This is a genomic window from Pseudoduganella sp. R-43 (genome assembly GCF_049913255.1).
In the GTDB taxonomy this organism is placed as follows: domain Bacteria; phylum Pseudomonadota; class Gammaproteobacteria; order Burkholderiales; family Burkholderiaceae_D; genus Rugamonas.
The window spans coordinates 1,030,060-1,047,210 of record NZ_CP183988.1 but is presented as its reverse complement, the minus strand read 5'-3'; the positions used below and the strand labels follow the sequence as shown (position 1 = coordinate 1,047,210).

Annotated in this window: 14 protein-coding genes; 3 read left to right on the top strand and 11 right to left on the bottom strand. The window is 65.2% G+C overall.

Annotated elements, in window-relative coordinates:
• Positions 1-66: 66 nt before the first annotated feature.
• Entirely contained in the window at positions 67-555 is a 489-nt protein-coding gene (locus ACN9M3_RS04915) for a hypothetical protein (RefSeq protein WP_426320897.1), read from the top strand.
• 75 nt (positions 556-630) lie between these two features.
• Here ACN9M3_RS04915 and ACN9M3_RS04910 read toward each other — a convergent pair whose 3' ends face one another.
• The 5 genes from ACN9M3_RS04910 to ACN9M3_RS04890 form a co-directional block, all read right to left on the bottom strand.
• Positions 631-3,450: an ATP-binding protein gene (locus ACN9M3_RS04910; protein WP_426320895.1), complete on the bottom strand. Its 2,820-nt coding sequence runs from the start codon at positions 3,448-3,450 to the stop codon at positions 631-633.
• A 3-nt stretch (positions 3,451-3,453) separates the two neighbouring features.
• Positions 3,454-4,173, bottom strand: a complete 720-nt coding sequence (locus ACN9M3_RS04905; RefSeq protein WP_426168060.1) for a hypothetical protein — start codon at positions 4,171-4,173, stop codon at positions 3,454-3,456.
• Positions 4,166-5,542, bottom strand: coding sequence for a hypothetical protein (locus ACN9M3_RS04900; RefSeq protein WP_426320893.1), 1,377 nt, complete (start codon positions 5,540-5,542; stop codon positions 4,166-4,168). Before ACN9M3_RS04900 ends, ACN9M3_RS04905 begins: the two co-directional genes overlap by 8 nt.
• Before the next feature lie 128 nt (positions 5,543-5,670).
• Complete coding sequence (locus ACN9M3_RS04895) at positions 5,671-6,411, bottom strand: DUF3108 domain-containing protein (RefSeq protein WP_426320891.1); 741 nt, start codon at positions 6,409-6,411, stop codon at positions 5,671-5,673.
• Between the two features lie 10 nt (positions 6,412-6,421).
• Positions 6,422-7,531, bottom strand: coding sequence for a DUF3108 domain-containing protein (locus tag ACN9M3_RS04890; RefSeq protein ID WP_426320889.1), 1,110 nt, complete (start codon positions 7,529-7,531; stop codon positions 6,422-6,424).
• 87 nt (positions 7,532-7,618) lie between these two features.
• Between ACN9M3_RS04890 and ACN9M3_RS04885 the strand changes: the two genes are divergently transcribed.
• Complete coding sequence (locus ACN9M3_RS04885) at positions 7,619-8,773, top strand: low temperature requirement protein A (RefSeq protein WP_426320887.1); 1,155 nt, start codon at positions 7,619-7,621, stop codon at positions 8,771-8,773.
• Between the two features lie 24 nt (positions 8,774-8,797).
• A complete protein-coding gene (locus ACN9M3_RS04880) occupies positions 8,798-9,445 on the top strand; it encodes a PhaM family polyhydroxyalkanoate granule multifunctional regulatory protein (RefSeq protein WP_426320885.1) in 648 nt (215 codons plus the stop codon).
• On the opposite strand, the gene ACN9M3_RS04875 is transcribed toward ACN9M3_RS04880, so the two are convergent.
• The 6 genes from ACN9M3_RS04875 to ACN9M3_RS04850 are packed head-to-tail and all read right to left on the bottom strand — an operon-like array spanning position 9,442 to position 17,098.
• Positions 9,442-9,657 carry a hypothetical protein gene (locus ACN9M3_RS04875; protein WP_426168048.1) on the bottom strand — a complete coding sequence of 72 codons (216 nt, stop codon included), beginning with the start codon at positions 9,655-9,657 and terminating at the stop codon, positions 9,442-9,444. The genes ACN9M3_RS04880 and ACN9M3_RS04875 overlap by 4 nt on opposite strands.
• Positions 9,658-9,660: 3 nt before the next feature.
• Positions 9,661-11,385: a response regulator gene (locus ACN9M3_RS04870; protein ID WP_426320883.1), complete on the bottom strand. Its 1,725-nt coding sequence runs from the start codon at positions 11,383-11,385 to the stop codon at positions 9,661-9,663.
• Positions 11,382-12,083: a sensor histidine kinase gene (locus ACN9M3_RS04865; RefSeq protein ID WP_426320881.1), complete on the bottom strand. Its 702-nt coding sequence runs from the start codon at positions 12,081-12,083 to the stop codon at positions 11,382-11,384. Before ACN9M3_RS04865 ends, ACN9M3_RS04870 begins: the two co-directional genes overlap by 4 nt.
• Positions 12,084-12,112: 29 nt before the next feature.
• Complete coding sequence (gene mnmC / locus ACN9M3_RS04860) at positions 12,113-13,870, bottom strand: FAD-dependent 5-carboxymethylaminomethyl-2-thiouridine(34) oxidoreductase MnmC (protein ID WP_426320879.1); 1,758 nt, start codon at positions 13,868-13,870, stop codon at positions 12,113-12,115.
• A complete protein-coding gene (locus ACN9M3_RS04855) occupies positions 13,824-14,402 on the bottom strand; it encodes a DNA-3-methyladenine glycosylase I (RefSeq protein WP_426320874.1) in 579 nt (192 codons plus the stop codon). Before ACN9M3_RS04855 ends, mnmC begins: the two co-directional genes overlap by 47 nt.
• Positions 14,399-17,098 carry a diguanylate cyclase gene (locus tag ACN9M3_RS04850; RefSeq protein ID WP_426320872.1) on the bottom strand — a complete coding sequence of 900 codons (2,700 nt, stop codon included), beginning with the start codon at positions 17,096-17,098 and terminating at the stop codon, positions 14,399-14,401. The genes ACN9M3_RS04855 and ACN9M3_RS04850 overlap by 4 nt, the downstream gene beginning before the upstream one ends.
• Positions 17,099-17,151 lie beyond the last annotated feature (53 nt).

Genomic DNA, 17,151 nt, shown 5'->3' with positions numbered 1-17,151 from the left:
GTCAATTCCTTAAAGGTCGTGTATTCTAAAATCACACGAAAATGATTGCCATGAGGAAACATTCCTATGACGACTTACAATAAGACCGCAAAGGGACGAGAGGAAATTTCGGCACGCACCTATGGCTTGCCGTCCCGTATGCGCACCCTGCTGGTGATGATTGACGGCCGCCATCCAATGGAAGAGTTGCTGCCGAAAGTAACGGGGCTGGGGCTCGATGCCGGCGCCGTGCAAGAACTGCTGGCACAAGGTTTCATCGAAGAAGGTGAGGCTCCGCCAATCACGATCATGCCGATCCCGCCGACCGAGGAGGAACTTGCAGCGCAGTATGCGCAGGCGCGCGCCTTCTATGCACGCACCATCGAACCGACCTTGGGTGCACGCGGCCAGGTCATGCAAGCCAAGCTGGAAGCCGCCGCCACGCTGGAGGATTTGAAAGCGATGCGCATCACCTTCTTCGAAATGGTGAACCGCATCCGCGGCCGGCCCGTCATGCTGGCCCTGAAAAAGGAACTGGACGCCATCCTGGGCGCCTGTTCCAAGGAAGCCGCCTGAATCTGATTCAGGTCACTCCCGGCACGATCAGGCTCTGCCCCTGCTTCGTGCCGTCGGAATGACGGCCAGCGGCGATCAAGCCGCTGCCGCCTGGCGGCGCTGCAGCACGAAGATCGGCTGCGCCCACTGGGTGTCCTTCTTTTTCTTGCTCGTGATGAGCGTGAGGTCGGAAGGATCGTAGACGTCCGTGTTGTGGGTCAGCGGCGTCGTCATCAGGTACTGCGCGTCGGTGTTCTTCAGGAACTCGCCGACCAGCTGAATGTTGCGGATATCCAGGTGGGCGAACGGTTCGTCGATGAACACGAAGCCGCCGGAGCCATCTTCCGACTTCAGCAAGCCGATCAGCAGCACCAGCGATTTCATCACCTGCTGGCCGCCCGACGCTTCGCCGTCGTTCAGGCCAATCGGGCCCTTACCGTCGAACTTGAAGCGTACCTGCAGGCCGGCCTGCGACAGCAGCAGGTCGTCGTTCTCCAGCTTGACCGGCTCGACGTGCACGTCGATATTGGCCAGCGCGCCCAATTCCTTGATGTTCGACGAATAGGTCTTGATCGTGTAGCGCAGGCGCTCGATGTAGGCGCCGCGCGCATTGGCAGTCGCTTCGATCGCGCGGTTGTTCTGGTAGCGGCGTTCTTCGGTTTCCGTCTTGCGGTTCGACAGCTGCTCGTTCAGGCGCGCATACTGGTCGATCACGGTCGCATCGAGTTCCCAGTCATCGCGCGCCAGCGAGGATTGCAGGCTGGCGATACGCAGGTCGACCTGGTGCGCATTCTGGTGCTGCTGCACCAGCGCCTGGCGGCGCGCAGGACGGCGCCAGGCCCCCGGCAAGTGGCGCCACTGGCGGCGCAGCGCCAGCATGGCACGGGCGTGGTCGGAGCGCTGTTCCATCTGGCGCTTGAAGTTCAGGCGCAGGCCCGCTTCCGCCTCGGACAGCGACATGCGGGCGCTTTGCCATGCAGTGTCGGCCTTGGTGCGCGCCACGGTGGCGTTCTTCATCAAGCCCTGCAGTTCGCCCAGGCGCGAGCCCACTTCCAGGCGCTCGGCGCGCAGCGGCACGGCGGAGCGGGCGGCTTCGTCGAATTCCTCGGTACGGGCGGACAGCTCCTTCACCGCATCCACTCCCGCCAGGCGGGCTTTCAGCGCTGAGGTTTCCGACGCCAGCTTGGAAATCTGCAGCGTGTACTTGTCTTCCTCGGCTTCCAGGTTCGGCAGGTTCTTCTGGATCGCATCCATGCGCGAAGTCTTGCCGGCGGAACCGAAGCGATAGCGCGCAGCTTCCACGAACAGCGAGCGGCCGCCGCGGCGTTCCTTGTGGTAGGCCTCAGGCGTGATCCATTCTTCGATATTGCCCAGCTTTGCGCCTTCTTCCACCGACTCCACGCGCGTGATTCGCGACAGCTGGTCGATCAGCCATTCCGGCGCCAGGCCGCTGAACTTCACCACCGACAGCAGGCTCTGGTTCTTCGGCTCGTGCGCCTTCACGCAATCGGGCACGATGAAGTGGCGATAGCGTTCCTTTTCCGCCAGGCGGTAGGCCGAGGAGGCATCGGAGGAGCGCTCCAGCAGCACCACGGAGGCGTAGCCGCCCAGCACGCCCTCGACGGCACCCTGCCATTTCGGATCGGTCACTTCGACGATGTCCGACAGCATGGCGTGCGGGATGCCCGCATCGTTCAGCGCGCGGCGCATGGCGCGCACATTGTCCGGCTCCGGCATGGCGGTCTTGCCAGACAGTGCGTTGATGGTGGCCTTGTCCTGCGCGATGCGGTTGGACACGGCATCGCGCTGCGAGCGCAGCTTCAGCAGCTCGGTTTCCTTGGCTTCGAGCTGCGCGGCCGCATCGGCCACGTCGGCGCCCGATTCGGCGGCCAGTTTTTGCAGGCGGGACTTCTGCTCCGCCAGCGATTCCAGCGGCTTCAGTTTGCCGTTGATGAGATTCAGGCGCGAAGTCAGCGCGGTTTGCTCCTGTTCCAGCAGGGTTTCCTGCTGCTGCGCGTCCTGCAGGGCCTTGGCCTGCTTGGCCACCTCGCCGCGCTTGTCGGCCAGCAGCTGGTCGGCCTGCGCCAGCGGCTTGCGCGCTTCGCGCAGCTGGCGGCTGACGTTGGCGGCCTTCTCGCGCGCCTCGTGGTATTCCAGCGATGGCAGCACTTCTTCCTGCAGGTTGCGGCGTTCCTTGTGCAGCGTTTCCCACTGGTGGTAGTTGGCCACGCGCAGGCGCAAGCCCTCCAGGTTGGTCTTGGAGCCTTCCAGTTCGGCCTCGAAGCGCTTCAGCTCTTCTTCGGTATCGCGCTGGTGGCGTTTCGCTTCGTCGTAGGCATCCAGCACTTCCTTGTCGCCGAACACCTGGAACACCAGGTCCAGCAACTGGCGCGGCGCGTACTCGCACAGCTTGTCGGTTTCGCCCTGCTCCAGCGCCAGCACTTTCGACATGGCTTGCGACAGGCCGGCGTTGGCCAGGCGCTTGCGGTAGTTCTCCACGCCCAGCCAGTCGTTGGCTTCGGTGACTTCTTCGATGTCCACGTTACCGGGACGCATCAGGTACTGGCGCTTCCAGTCGCCGCCGTTTTTCTGCACCTGGCAGAACAGGGTCACCTCGTCTTCGGCGAAGAAGCCGCTGCTGCGGAACGGACGGTTGGACAGCTGCTTGCCCTGCGGCTTGTTGTCGACCACGGCGCGCAGCCAGGCGGTCTGCTGGCCGCTGTGGCGGGCATAGTGCTTGTAGGTGCGCCCCATCGAGCAATCGAGGCCGAACAGCGTGCGCAGCGCGTCCAGCAAGGTGGTCTTGCCGGAGCCGTTCTGGCCCGCGATGGTGATGATCTTGGCATCCAGCGGAATGTTCTTGATGCGCTGCCAGTAGTCCCAGTGGACCAGCTCAAGGGATTTGATTTGGAACATCGCTTATTCTTCCGTCGGGGTTTCTTCGTTGGCCGCTTGCTGCGGCTCGGCGTCGTTGGCGGCGGCCAGCACTTCGCGCGGGATGTGCACGATCTGCGCCGGCGCGCGCTTGAACACGTCAGCCAGGGCGCCGTTGATGATGCGCTCTTTCAGCAGGTCGGTATCCATCAGCAGGTCCAGCAGCGGGCCTTCGACGATGATCTCGCCGCGGCGCTCGATGAAACCGAGCTTGCCCAGGATGCCGAGGTTCATGTCCATGCGGGTCTTCTTGCCCAGCTTGTCGCCGAAGTCGGCCAGCAGCGCCTTGTACGGGATGCCGATCGAGGTATCTTCCGCGCGCGGCACCGGCTTCTCGGTGCCGAACATATCGTTCTGGTCGTCGTCCGCCGCCTGGTGGGTTTCCTGGCGTTCGCGCTTGGGCAGGATGATCAGCGCCCACAGCACCACCAGCAAGGCCACGCCGTCGCGCGCCAGGCCGAAATTGTTGTTCTGCCAGGTGTCGCGCGCGCCGAAGACCTTCGGCTCGATATTGCGGTGCAGGGCCAGCGTGACGTGGTCGGCGTAGACGTTATCCAGCAGCTTCATGCCGCAGGCGGCCAGGCGCGCATCGACTTCGGCGCGGAACAACTCGTCCGACAGCGCGCGCTTGACCATCTTGTCGTCGCGGCGCAGGGTCTGGTGCGCCACCAGGCGCGCGATCAGGATTTGGGTATCGTCACTCATCGGACTTCGGACTTTCTTTGTCTAATTCGAGGGTCAGCGCGGCCAGGGACATGGCGGCGACCTCCAGGTCGGGCAGCTGCACCATTTCGTCCTGCGGCGAGAAGCGCACAGGCAGGCGCGCCAGGTCGGCAGTGGTGCCCTGCATCGACGCCTCGGCCTCGTCGCCCAAGAGCGGCAGCATCGAGGCGCGGTAGGACGCCAGGGCGAAGGATGCCGGCAGCAGCGCCTCGTGCACCTTCACTTCGCGCGGCGACTCCTCGGCCACCGAAGGGAAATTGTTCAGCTGCGCGAAGTCGGACAGGCGGGCCAGCCAGTCATCCAGTTCCTTCTGCATCGCAGGGCTGTCGTTGATCGTGGTCGGCGCATCCTGGCCGGCAGGCAGGCCGTTCAGCCCATTGTTATTGGCACGTTCTGTCATTAATTCTGTCTCGGCGACGTCGATCATCTCGGCAGGCGTGATGAACAGCGGTTTCACCGGTTGGTCGATCGCATCATTCGCCAGCGAAGACAGGTCCTCATGGGCCAGCAGCCAGCGTTTGATGTCGGTAGTGGAAAGGCCGGACTGGCCCAGGTGGACGCGCTGGCGCTCGATCTGGTTCAGCGCGCGCGAGAACATGCCTTGCATGTTCAGCAGCTGCGACTGGGCACGGCCGATGGCTTGCGCGGCGCGGTGGGTCGCGCTGTCCGCATTTTCGTCAGTGGTGATGGCACGCAGGATCTGGGAGCCCTTCTCGACCCAGTCGCAAGCCTGGTGCCACTTGGCCTGCGACTCGCGCAGGCGGAATTCGGAACCGGACGCGATGGCGTCGCGGAATTCTTCGGTCAGGTCGACCAGGCGGCCCAGCAGGTGCTGCAGCTGCTCGGTGGTGACCCCGCCCACGGCCTGGGCGCCGGCCACCTGCGACAGCAGGAAGCCCATTTCGGCATCGTCGTCTTCCGGAGCGGCCAGGGCCAGCAGGCTATCGATCGAGGCAAGCACATTGCGCGCCATCGGCGTCACGCGGTAAACGGATTGCTGCGCATCCCAGGCCAGCAGGCCGTTGGAGCGCAGGCGGTTCAGCACAGTTTCCAGGCTTTCCGGCAGCAGGTAGGCCAGGCGCGTATTGATATCGGCCCGCGAAAACGCGGACGAAGTTGTCTCATTAGCAAGTTCACGCAGGACGAGCAGGCGCACCAGCACCCCCTCGAAGCCGCCGTGGAACAAAGCGGTAAACACCTGCAGCAGCGGCTGGGCGCGCTTCAGGTGGTAGACCTGCTCGATCTCGTCGGCGGAAATGTGGGGCTGGAAGTGGGCCTGCAGGGCGTCCTGCTGCTCTTGCTCAGTCGGGTTGGTGTCGGCCAGGGCCGCACTTGACATCAAATCAATCATTGCGCTCCAGTAATTAAAACCGGGGTCAGGTCTGGCAATCCGCCACAAATTTCGCTATGCGAAAAGAATGGCGGATTGCCAGACCTGACCCCGACTTTGAGGCTGCAAGTATAACAGGCCGGGTGTGGCTATTTTCGGTTGACTTTCTCTAGGACTTGCTCGAAGGAATCGCCGTCTTCTTCCTTCAACAGGATGCGCGCCGGGTACCAGTCGAGGTCGGGGGCCAGCCACAGGTCGGCCTGCTGCTCGTGGCCGCCGACCTGCTTGCGGCTGAAGTGCAGCACCTTCTGTTCGCCGAGGGTGGCGATTTCCATGGTTTCCGTGCCGACCACGCGGAAAGTCCAGGGTTCGCCGTCGCGGCGGCCGGCCACGAAGAAGGTCCATTCGCTGCCCGGCGTGAATTTCTCCGGGGTGGCGCGGGCCAGGATCGCCAGCTGGAAGGTCACGCTGCTGCGATCCTGCTCGCCGCCGCGGATGGCGTAACTCACCTTGCCGTCTTCGAATTCGATACGGCGCGTGTCGCGGTCGAAGCGGGTGGTGGTGGGGTCCTTGCGGAAGCGCTTCTCGTAAAAGCTGGCGGGCGCCAGACCGTAGCCGTCCAGCGTGCCTTCGCTGCGCTGCTCGAGCACTTTGCCGAACAGGCTGGAACGCGCTTCCGTATGCAGGGAATAGCTGCCGTCGCCCTGGCGCCAGGCGATGGTGCCGGCGCCCACCAAGGGGAAGCCATGGTTGCTGCCCTTGACCACGTAGCTCAGGTCAGCCGACGGCGGCAGGCTGGTGGCGCGCCTGGCGACCGGGTAATCGGATTTGGCGGCGCTGGCGGTGGTGGCTGCGAGGGCCAATGCCAGGGTAATCAGGGTACTGCGCATGGTTGCTTCCTTACTTGATGATGCGGGTGACGGTTTGGGTGGTGACGGCGCCGTTGCTTTCCGTATTGCGGATCTGCACCGGGTACCAGTCAAGGCTGGGCGCCAGCCAGATATCGAGCCTGGCGCTGTAGCTGCCGGGCTTGGGCGGGCGCGCCAGGTGCCAGGTGATCAGCTTGCCCATCCGGGTTTCCAGTTCATCTTCGCCGACCAGCAGGAAGCTGTAGACCTGGGCATTGCGGTCTTCGCCGACCAGGATGTCCATCGGCTTGCCGAACTGGTTGACGTCCGCGCGGCCGATGCCGGCCAGCTGGAACAGCACCGTGGCGCGGTCCTGCGCTCCCGCCGCCAGTGGCACGCTGCGCTCGCTGGCGGAGAAGGTGATCTTTTGATCCTGCTGGTTGAAGTGGGTAGCGGTGGCCGATCGGTTGCGGCGCTTCTCGGTGAATTTCGCCGGGGCGATGCCCGTGTCGTTGATCGTGCCTTCGCTGCTCACCTCCAGCAGCTTGACGCGCGCAATCAGCAGGCTGATGCCGACTTCCTGCGTCGCCTTATACGTGGCGCCATCGGTCTCCCAGCCAATATTGGCCGAGCCGCTCCAGTTGGTGCCGTCCGCGTCCTTGCGCCTGACGTCCAGTTCGAACCGGGCCGACGGCGGCAGCGCAACTTTCCAGCGCTGGACGCTGGCTGGCGGCTCGGCTTTCGGCGCGGCTTCAGGCTGCGGCTGCGCGGATTCTACGGCAGGCGTGGCGGGCGCAGCGCCCGATTGGCCCTCCGGCGCAGCCGCTTCCGGCTCCGCAGGCACGGCTGGTCCTGCGTCGGCCGGCGCGCTGTCGGCAATCGGTGCCGCTTCTTCGGGCGGCGGCGCAGGCTTGGGTGGCTTCGGTTTCGGCTTGGGCTTCGGTGGCGGCGGCGCTTCGACCGGCTCCGGAGCGACCGGTTCAGGCGGCGGTGGCGCCAGGCGCAACTCCGCGCTGATGACGTTTTTTTCAGCATCGCGTTCGCGCTCCGCCGCGCCAATGCGTCCGCTGACCCAGTTGATCGTCATGAAATGCAGTGCCACGGTGGCTGCGCAAATGGCAATGATGCGGCGTGGGTGGCGTGGAAAAGAAACGATCGTCATGGTCGCTAGTTTAACGTGCCGGCCCCCGATTCCGCTGACAGCACGCTCAATGGCATAATTTGCTGGATATTCTGACAAGGAGTCCCGATGTCCCTTTTGCGCCAGCGCGGCCAGGCCGATTCCGGCAAGGTCGGCATGGTCGAGCTGTTCTTCGATCTTGTGTTCGTGTTTGCCGTCACCCAGCTATCCCACACCCTGCTGAAAAAGCTCGATGCGCAAGGCGCGCTGCAGGTCGGTCTGCTGTTCATGGCGACGTGGTGGGTGTGGATCTACACGGTCTGGGCCACCAACTGGTTTGACCCGGAAAAGAAGTCCGTGCGCGCCGCCCTGTTTGCGCTGCTGGTAGCCGGTCTGCTGATGTCGGTCTCCATCCCGCGCGCCTTCACCGACATGGGCTGGCTGTTCGGCGCCTCGATCCTGGTGCAGCAGGTGGGCCGCACGCTGGCGATGCTGGCGGCCAGCCGCGGCGAAGATGCCGCGCTGCGCTGCAATTTCGTGCGCATTGCCTTGTGGCTTGGCGCCAGCGGCGCGCTATGGCTTGCCGGCGGCCTGGCGGAGCCGGCTTCGCGCATGGCATGGTGGCTCGGCGCACTGGCGGTCGACATGCTGGGGCCGGTCATGTTCTATTTCGTCCCTGGACTGGGCCGCTCCACCCTGGCCGACTGGAACGTGGACGGCAGCCACATGGCCGAACGCTGCGCCCTGTTCGTCATCATCGCGCTCGGCGAATCGCTGCTGGTGACCGGCGCCACGTTTGCCGACCTGGCCTTCGATCCGCTTACCGTCTTGGCCTTCCTGCTGGCGGTCGTGGGCTCGATCCTGATGTGGTGGCTGTATTTCGACCACGGGCTGGAACAGGGCCACCACCGCATCGTGCATTCGCAAACGCCGGGCCGCCATGCACGCAACAACTACACCTACCTGCACATTCCCATCGTGGCCGGCATCATCGTCGGCGCCGTCGGCGACGAGCTGGTGCTGAGCCATCCCCAGCATGGCAGCCCGGCAGCGCTGGCCGCCATCATCGGCGGCCCGCTGCTCTTCCTGTGCGGCACCGCCGTGTTCAAATGGCTGGCGCACACGCGCGCCTGGCCGCCGCTGTCCCATTTGCTCGGCATCGCGCTGCTGCTGGTGCTGGGCGTTCTGTCGATCGTGCTGCACCTTTCCCCGCTGCTGGCCACCGGCGCTTGCGTCGCCGTGCTGCTGCTCGTTGCTGTCTGGGAGAGCTGTGTGCTACGCTAAACAACCTACCCTCGGAGACCCGATATGAGCAATCCACAAATGCCCCACATTCCCGGCGCTGCAGTGATGACGGATACGCTGGACTTCGTAAAATCCCTGTGGGGAAGCATGGGTGTGCCAGGCATCAGCATTCCCGGCATCGCCGCCCCGACGCTGTCGGTGGATGACCTGGACAAGAAAATCAGCGAGCTGAAAGCCGTCGAGTCCTGGCTCAACCTGAACGCCACCATGCTGCGCTCGAGCATCCAGGCGCTGGAAGTCCAGCGCGGCACCATCGCGGCGTTGAAGTCGATGGGTCAATCGCTGGCCGCCGCCGTGCAGCAGGCGCCGCACAACGATCCGTTTGCCAAGCCGGCAGCCGCTGCGGCCGCCAGGCCAGCGGACAAGCCTGCCGGCGACGCCGCCAAGCCGGCCGAAAAACCGGCCGATGCCAAGCCTGCCGCGCACGACACTGCCAGCGCCGCCGCCAACCAGATGGCCAACCCTGCCGCCTGGTGGAACCTGCTGCAAGAGCAGTTTGCGCAAGCCGTCAGCACGGCGATGGCCCCCGACCCGGCCGGCAAGCCGGCCGACGCAAAGAACGGCGCCGCACATGACGCCAGCAAGCCTGTCGCCAAACCGGCAGCGCGCAAGCCGGCAAGCAAGCGCGCCACGAAGGCCGCCAAGCCTTAATTCAGCTTCTGGATGCGGATGGCCTCGATCAGGCCATCGTCATCGCGCTGGACCTTCATGATATTGATCAAGCCTTCGTCTTCCAGGGCCTTGGCCGCGTCATGCGCGGACTGGAAGGATTCGATGGTGTCGCCCTTGGCGCTGACTGGACGAATCCAGGCGGCAGCCCCCACCTTCATCTTGTTATAGACCTCTTTGGCGATATCGCGCATGGATCACTCCTTGTCGTGGTCATCTTTCATGGCGGCCGTCAGCTCGGCTTCGATTTCTTCCGCCGACATCCGGCCGGGGATCAACTTCTGCAACTGCTCGATCAGCTGCGCAAAGCGCTGCTGGCCCGGCGCAATCCGGTCAACGTGCATCAAGACATCATTCGCTTCGGCCATCAGGGCGTCGTTATAGCCCCTGGCCTGCATGTGGGAGATCAGGATCTGGGCGGAGTTGAACAGGATCCGCATATTGTCCGGCAGGCTGCGGCGCGCTTCGCGCATCCATTCGACTGCGTCATCGAGCTTGTTGGTCTTCCATAGCAGCACGCCCTTGTTCATCATCTCCGCTGCTTCCTTGCGCGCCGTGCTGATCAGGGCTGCGCCTTCTTCACCCATGCGGGCCTTGTCGAAGATGCGCTGCACTTCATCGTGGATCACGGTGTTTTCGTCGTTGTTGCGCACCACGTAGCACAGCAACTCCACCGGCGCATCCTTCACGCCGACGGCAAACAGCAAGGTCGCCATTTCCAGGCAGGTTGCGGTGTCGGGCCGCTCGCTGTCTTCCTTCAGCATGGTTTCCAGTTCGTCGCCGGACTTGCGCGCGCGCCGGTAATCGCCGCTCTCGTGGTACACCAGGCCCTCCGTGATCTTGGAGCGCAGCTCCACCATGCCGCCGGAGAAGTCGCGCTGGGCCGCGGCCAGCAGCAGCAAGGCTTCCTTGGCGTCGTTCTTCTGTCCCAGCACGCGCGCCAGGCCGAAGTAGGCATCCACGGTCTTCATGATGGAGTATTCGCCGATCTGCAGGCACTTGCGGAAAGCCCGCTCGGCCAGCGCGATATTCCCCAGCTTGAGCGCTGTCGTGCCCAGCGCGCGCTGGCGCGGCACCGAATTGGGCGACATCCTGGCTGCGCGCTCCAGCACGTCGCAGCTTTCCTCGATGCGGCCCATGTTCTGCAGCGACTTGGCCAGCTGGTCGTATGCATCCAGGTAAAAACGGTTCTCGGCGATCACGCCCTGGAACATCTGGCGCGCGGCCTCGTTCTCGCCATTGGCCATGCGGATCTTGCCGACGCCGGTGCGGGCCCAGTTGAAGTCGCGTTCCTGCAGCACCTTTTCGTAGACCAGGCGCGCCTGCTCGGTCTCGCCGGCCTTCAGCAGCAAGGTGGCGCGCATGCGCATCAGGTCTACCTCATGCAGCTTGTTGCGGCCGGCCGCTTCGGCGCACAAGCGGGCCGCGCGCAGGTAGTCTTTTTCCAGGTAGGCCTGGTCGATGTCCTGGAATATCTGCTTCTTCTGCCAGGCGCGGTTCAGGCGGGTGAGCAGCACGCCTTCGGTGATCGGCTTGATCAGGTAGGCATCCGGCTGGTGCTCGGCGGCGCCCATCACGGCCTCCACGCTCTTCTCGGCGGAGACCATCAGCCACACGCAGCTTGGCATCAGCATGCCGCGGATGCGGGCTTCTTCCAGCACGTGCTGGCCGCTCTTGCCTTCGCCGAGGTTGAAATCGCACAGGATGACGTCGTACTGGATGCGCGCCAGCAGCCCGATCGCCTCGCCGCCGCTCGAGGCCTGGTCGATGTGGCGCGCACCCAGGCTGCGCAAGGCTTCGCGCAGCAACTGGCGCACGCCGACAAAGTCGTCCACGATCAGGTAGCGCTTGTCGGCCCAGTTGACGCCCGGTTCTTTTTCCGGCGCCGTTGCGACGGGCGTGGTGACGGCTGGGGCGTTCATGGCAAGCGCAGGATGAAACAGCCGCCGCCCAGCGCGCCGCCGTTTTCCAGCGCGATGCTGCCCTGGCGCAGGCGGTGTTTGTGGGACTTCGCTACTTCGCTGGCGAAATAGAGGCCAAGGCCGCTGCTGTTGGCCAGGAAGTTGATGCCCTGCCCTGTCACCTGGCCCGCTTCCAGCATAGTGGGCGGGAAGCCGGCGCCGTTGTCTTCCACCCGCACCTCCATGAAGCCATCGTCTTCGCGGATGGTGAGGGCGATGCGGTCGCGCGTATAGCGCACGGCGTTGTTGATTGCGTGCGCCAGCAGGCCTAGCACCAGGTCTTCGTCCAGGGTCCAGATCAGGCCGGGCGGGGATTCGGTGTCGAGCTGGATGCCCTTCGATTGCAGCAGCACGCGCTGCTGGGCCACCAGCTGGTCGACCAGCTCACTGACCTGCACCGGGGCCGGATCGAAAGGATAATTGGGGCGGCCGACTTCCTTGTAGAGCGCTAGTAGCTGGATCAGGTGGTCGTTCAGGCGCTTGGATTGGTACAGCATTTGCGCCATCTGCGGATAGGCTGGATTGTCTTGCGCGGAATCCCCTGCCTGCACAAGCAGGTTCTCCAGCGTGCCGGTCAGCACGCTGATGGAATTCTTCATGTCGTGCACCGTGGAGGCGAGGAACATGAACAGCTCTGGCGAGCCGGCGCGGTCTTCCATGGATTCTCCAGCCATTGGATAGGAGGCCATTATAGCTTGCGGCGCTGCTTGAGCAGGAAGCGTCCGGGGTCCAGTGCGGCGGCCAGTGTTGCTTCGATGGGAAGGGGTTCGTCTTCCAGTTGACAGGCCAGGATTTCCGCTGCAAGCGGGGCCCAGATCAAGCCCCGGCTGGCGTAGCCGAGCAAGGCATGGAGGCCCGCGTGGCGCGGCAGGTCGCGCAGGCGTTCGGTGCGGGCCTCGCCGGCGCTGTCGGGCAGCGGGCCCACCAGCGGCAGGCGGTCCGGGGCCATGGTGCGGAATCCTACCCGGCCTTGCAGCGGGGCGCCTGCACCGTGCGGGCTGCCGAGGATTTCTTCCGCGCGCAGCAGGTTTTCATCCTGGCTGGATTGCCACAGCTGGCGCTCGCTGGACTTGTCGTAGGTGGCGCCGACGCAAACGATGCCGTCCACCGGCGGCGTCATATAGGCTTCGCGGCAGACCACCAGCTTGAGGCTGGGAAAGCTGCCTTCTTCCAGGTGGGTGACCTGGCCGCGCATGGTGTAGAGCGGCAGCGCGCGGGCCTGCTCGAGCGCAGTCGCGCCGGCGCCGTTTGCCAGCACGACCGTCGGGGCCGCGGCGAGCAGTCGGCCCCAGGCGTCGCATACGCGCCATTCATCTTGCACGCGCTCGATGTGCAGGGCTTCGCTATGGAAGACGCGGCGCAGCTTGTCGCCGCAGGCTTGCAGCATGGCGCGGCAGGCGGTAGCGGGCGTGGCCCAGCCGCCTTCGGGGAAGTGCCAGGCGCCGTAAGGAGTCGGCGCGCCCAGCATGGCGCTGGCCTGGACGGCGTCGAGCCAGCGCACGTACCGCTCGGGGTAGCGCCAGGTGTCGACGACGTCCTTTTGCAACCGGGCGTGCTCGGCATCGCGTGCCAGTTGCAGCACGCCGCACCGGTTGCCGCGGATTGCGCCGGCTTCCGCATCGGGACCGGGTGCGTGCGGATCGAGACCGCCCAGGTGCTGCCAGGCGCGCTGCGCGTACAGGTACGCCGCGCGCGCCAGGCGGGTCGGAATATTGTCGTCTTTCGACAGCAGAGGCATGAAGATGCCGGCGCGGTTGCCGGAAGCTTCCTGCGCAGGGGCGCCGTGGCGTTCGATCAGGGTAAGCTGCCAGCCGCGGGCTGCCAGGCGTTCGCAGGCGGCGCTGCCTGCCACGCCTGCACCGATGACGATGGCGCGGCGCTCGGGCGAGGGCGCGCGCGGCGGCTGGGGCTTGCGGCTGGTGTAGGCGGCATGTTGCCACTCGCCTTCAGGTTCGCCGGTGACGGTGAAGCCGGCGGCGCGCAGGGAGCGCAGCGCATGTTCATCGGGCCGGCGGATGCGCAGCGTGGATGCGGGCGCTGCGAGGCGTTGCAGGGCGCGGATGTGCTCCAGCGGCCGGTCGATAATGAACTCGTCGACACGGGCCACGATTTCGGGCAGCCAGGCTTCGGCAGGACCGGCGAGCAGGTCGAGCGTCAGGCGTTCCGCAGGCAGGTGCAGGCGGTGCAGGCCGGGGACGTCGACCGGCCACTGCGCCGCCAGGGCGGGCACGGCCTGCGCCAGCGCGGCAAGCGTGGACAAGCCGGGAACGGAGGGCATGATCGCGAGATAATGCAGATGGCTAGCGCCGGCGCCGCCAGCCGCGGAGCGGTGGCGGGCGAGGGTTGCGAGGAACTGGGCGCCGCTGCCAAACGCGGTGTCGAGGACGACGTGGCGCGAATCAGCCACCGTGCTGGCACTCCTTGTATCGGAAGCATGCGAGGTCATGGTCGTTCACCATCCCGATCCCCTGCATGTAGGCATAAATGATCGTCGACCCGACAAACTTGAAACCGCGCCTGGCGAGGTCCTTGGAGATCCTGTCGGACAGTTCGGTGCGCGCCGGGCGCTCGCCCTGCGCTGTGATGCGATTCACGATCGGCTTGCCGTCGACATAGCCCCATAGCAGCGAAGACAGGCTGCCGCCCTCTTCCAGCAGGCGCAGGTAGGCGCGCGCATTGGTGATGGCAGCGTTCACCTTGAGCCGGTTGCGCACGATCCCGGGATCGGACAGCAGCTGCGCGACCTTCGCCTCGTCATAGGCGGCAATCTTGCGCGCGTCCCAGCCATCGAACGCCGCGCGATAGTTGTCGCGCTTGTTGAGGATGGTCTCCCAGCTGAGGCCCGCCTGCGCGCCTTCGAGATTCAGCATCTCGAACAGGCGCAGTTCGTCGCGGCATGGGACGCCCCACTCCTGGTCGTGGTAGGCGATATAACGTGGATTGTTTGGATTGGCCCAGGAACAGCGATGTGTGCTCATTGGGTGATTATAGTGCGCTCGCCAAGGCTGGTCACGATGCGCGCTTCGCCGCGCTCGATGCATTGGCCAAGCTGGTGCACCAGGCGGGGGAACAGTTCTTCCGGCTGCGTCGCTTCGGTGGCATGCACGGCAGTCCAGGCGTCGCGCCCGGAATGCTTGGAAATGTACAGACCCAGGTCTGCCAGCTCCACCACCTGCGACCAGGACATCAGGCGCGGGTGCGACGGCAGGAAGGGATAGCAGGCAAAGCCGATCGAGCAGGTGCGCGCCAGCCGCGTGCCATCCGGCAGGACGAATTCACGCGACGACACTGCCTGGCGGATGCGCTCCGCCACCACATGCGCGCCGCTCCGGCCGGTGGCGCGCGCCAGCACCAGGAATTCTTCGCCGCCCCAGCGCACCAGGTAGTCCGACTCGCGGAACACCTCGCGCAGGCGGTCCTTCATCTGCACCAGCACCGAGTCGCCGGCAGCGTGGCCGTGACGGTCGTTGACCTCCTTGAAGTGGTCCAGGTCCACCATGTAGAACACCAGGTCGCGGTCGGCCACGGCATCGGCTTCCGAGGCCGGCCCGTCGTAGCCTCGCAGGCTGAGTGCCACGTCCGACTCCACGTGCTGCAGGAAGAAGCGGCGATTGCGCAAGCCGGTCAACTGGTCGGTCAGGCTCACCTCTTCCAGCGCCTTGTAGGCCCGCTCCAGTTCGAGATTCTTTTCCAGCAGTTGCGCCTGCGCGGCGGCGTTGTCCAGCGCGATGGCGCCGTAGGCGCACAGGGTGCGGAAGATCAGGCGCTCCCGCTCACCGTAAGCGCGCGGCAGCATCGATTGCACGGTCATCACGCCCAGCACGCGCTCGCCGATCATCAGCGGCGCAAACAGGAGCGTGAGGGTAGGCAAGGTGCCGGGGATCAGGTTGGGCGTGTCGGACTTGTCTTCGATTTCAATCAGGATTTCATCGCGCTCGCGCACGCAGCGCGCCGTGTTGAAGTGCGGATCGGACAGCGCGATGCGCGTCGGCGGCAGCGGCAAGCCCATTTCCACGCCAAATGCGCAATGCAGGAAATCGCCGTCCGTCTCCAGCAGGAAGATCGAGAAGTGAGTCGAATCAAGCAGGCCGTGCACGTGCCGGTCCAGCGCGCGGAACACAGCCGAGGCATCGAGTTGCGCAGTAATTTCCTGGCCAATCGCGGACAGGTGGCTCAGCGTGGCGCTGGTCTGGGCCAGCACCTCCGCGCGCTGCGCCTCGGCGGCGGCAAGCTGCCGATCGCGCTCGGTCTGGTGCTGGACCTGCATTGCAATCGCGCGGTTGGTCGCTTCCTGGCTGTTGCTGCGGTCGCGCGCCGCATTGGCCTGCAGCGAAAACTCATAAGCGCGCGCGAAGTCGCCAACGGCGGCATATTCGCGCGCCACGGCATCGAGCAGTTCGCCGGGAACGATATAGCCGTCGATGGTGGCGGCAATCATCAAGGCCTCGCGCAGGTACTGCAGCACGGACATCGCGTTGCCGGCGTGGATATCGGCCAGGACGCGCAAGGCCGCGATCTGGCTGAACGGGTCGTTCAGCTCGCGCGCCAGCGCCAGCGCCGACATGGCGGCGGCCTGCGCCTCCTCCATTCTCCCCAGCCCCGCCAGCGCATGCGCCTGGCCGCGCCGCGCGCAACTATGGAAATCGCTCTGCGCCAGGGCATGGCCACGCAGTTCCAGTTCGCGGAAGCTGGCCAGCGCCGCCTCATTGTCGCCAAGGTCCAGCGCCAGGTCGCCCTGGTATTCCAGCGCCATGACGAAGGCGCGCGAACCGGACAAGGGAGCCAGCATCTGCAGCGCATCGCGCAGCAGCGCTTTTGCCGCCGGCCGCTGGCCGAGGTGGCGCAGCGTTTCAGCCGATTGCATCTGGCTCAGGCCGATACACATTGGCCAGCCGGTCGGCCGCGCCAGCTCCAGCGCGCGCTGCATCCATTCCAGCGCGGCGTCGTGCGCATTCAGGCGCGTGAAGGCGTTGCCGATATTGGTGGCGAGGATCACGGCGCGGCGCACCTGGCCGGAGACCAGGGCCGCTTCAAACGCCGCGATCAAGTGCCTGATGGCGCGGCCGAACTCCGCCGCCTGGAATGCCGCCGTGCCGAGATAATCCGAAATCGATCCCGCGACCACCGGATGGCGGCCCGCCAGGTCGATCGCAAAGCGCTTGCTCCAGCGCTCGTTGGCGGCCGGCGCATTGCGGAACACGCTGAACAGCGCTGCCAGGCTCTCGAAAACATCGATGCGCATGGCGTCGCCGGAGGCGCGGGCATCTGCAATGGCCAGCGCCAGCTCGTTGTCGCAGCCGGCCGAGTCGCCGCGGTCGACGGCGACCCAGGCCAGCAGGCTGTGGGTGTCTGCAGCACCCAGCCGGTCATTGTGGCGGGCAAATTCCAGCATGGCGCGTTCGGCAATGGCGATGGCGGCGTCCAGCTCGCCCGCGAGCCAACAGTTTTCAGCCTTGACCAGTTCCCAGCGCGCTGCCAGCACACGCCTTTCCGCCGCCGGCAAAAGATGGGCAAGCGGAGTTGCTTCGGCGACAAGTTGCGCCGAACGCACACCATCGCGCTGTCGCAGGTGCCAAGCCAGCCGGGATAGCAATTTCAGGCGACGTTCGCCCTCAGCAAAAGGCAATTCTGCTTCCCACAGGGCCAGCTCTTCGTCGAGCGCGAACAAATCCACTACTTGATATCCTTGAAATAGGTGTTGCAGCATGGAATCATACCGCACGACCG

Coding starts and splice junctions, on each gene's coding strand:
- ACN9M3_RS04915 (WP_426320897.1), top strand. CDS start 67: ATGACGACTTACAATAAGACCGCAAAGGGACGAGAGGAAATTTCGGCA.
- ACN9M3_RS04910 (WP_426320895.1), bottom strand. CDS start 3,450: ATGTTCCAAATCAAATCCCTTGAGCTGGTCCACTGGGACTACTGGCAG.
- ACN9M3_RS04905 (WP_426168060.1), bottom strand. CDS start 4,173: ATGAGTGACGATACCCAAATCCTGATCGCGCGCCTGGTGGCGCACCAG.
- ACN9M3_RS04900 (WP_426320893.1), bottom strand. CDS start 5,542: ATGATTGATTTGATGTCAAGTGCGGCCCTGGCCGACACCAACCCGACT.
- ACN9M3_RS04895 (WP_426320891.1), bottom strand. CDS start 6,411: ATGCGCAGTACCCTGATTACCCTGGCATTGGCCCTCGCAGCCACCACC.
- ACN9M3_RS04890 (WP_426320889.1), bottom strand. CDS start 7,531: ATGACGATCGTTTCTTTTCCACGCCACCCACGCCGCATCATTGCCATT.
- ACN9M3_RS04885 (WP_426320887.1), top strand. CDS start 7,619: ATGTCCCTTTTGCGCCAGCGCGGCCAGGCCGATTCCGGCAAGGTCGGC.
- ACN9M3_RS04880 (WP_426320885.1), top strand. CDS start 8,798: ATGAGCAATCCACAAATGCCCCACATTCCCGGCGCTGCAGTGATGACG.
- ACN9M3_RS04875 (WP_426168048.1), bottom strand. CDS start 9,657: ATGCGCGATATCGCCAAAGAGGTCTATAACAAGATGAAGGTGGGGGCT.
- ACN9M3_RS04870 (WP_426320883.1), bottom strand. CDS start 11,385: ATGAACGCCCCAGCCGTCACCACGCCCGTCGCAACGGCGCCGGAAAAA.
- ACN9M3_RS04865 (WP_426320881.1), bottom strand. CDS start 12,083: ATGGAAGACCGCGCCGGCTCGCCAGAGCTGTTCATGTTCCTCGCCTCC.
- mnmC (WP_426320879.1), bottom strand. CDS start 13,870: ATGACCTCGCATGCTTCCGATACAAGGAGTGCCAGCACGGTGGCTGAT.
- ACN9M3_RS04855 (WP_426320874.1), bottom strand. CDS start 14,402: ATGAGCACACATCGCTGTTCCTGGGCCAATCCAAACAATCCACGTTAT.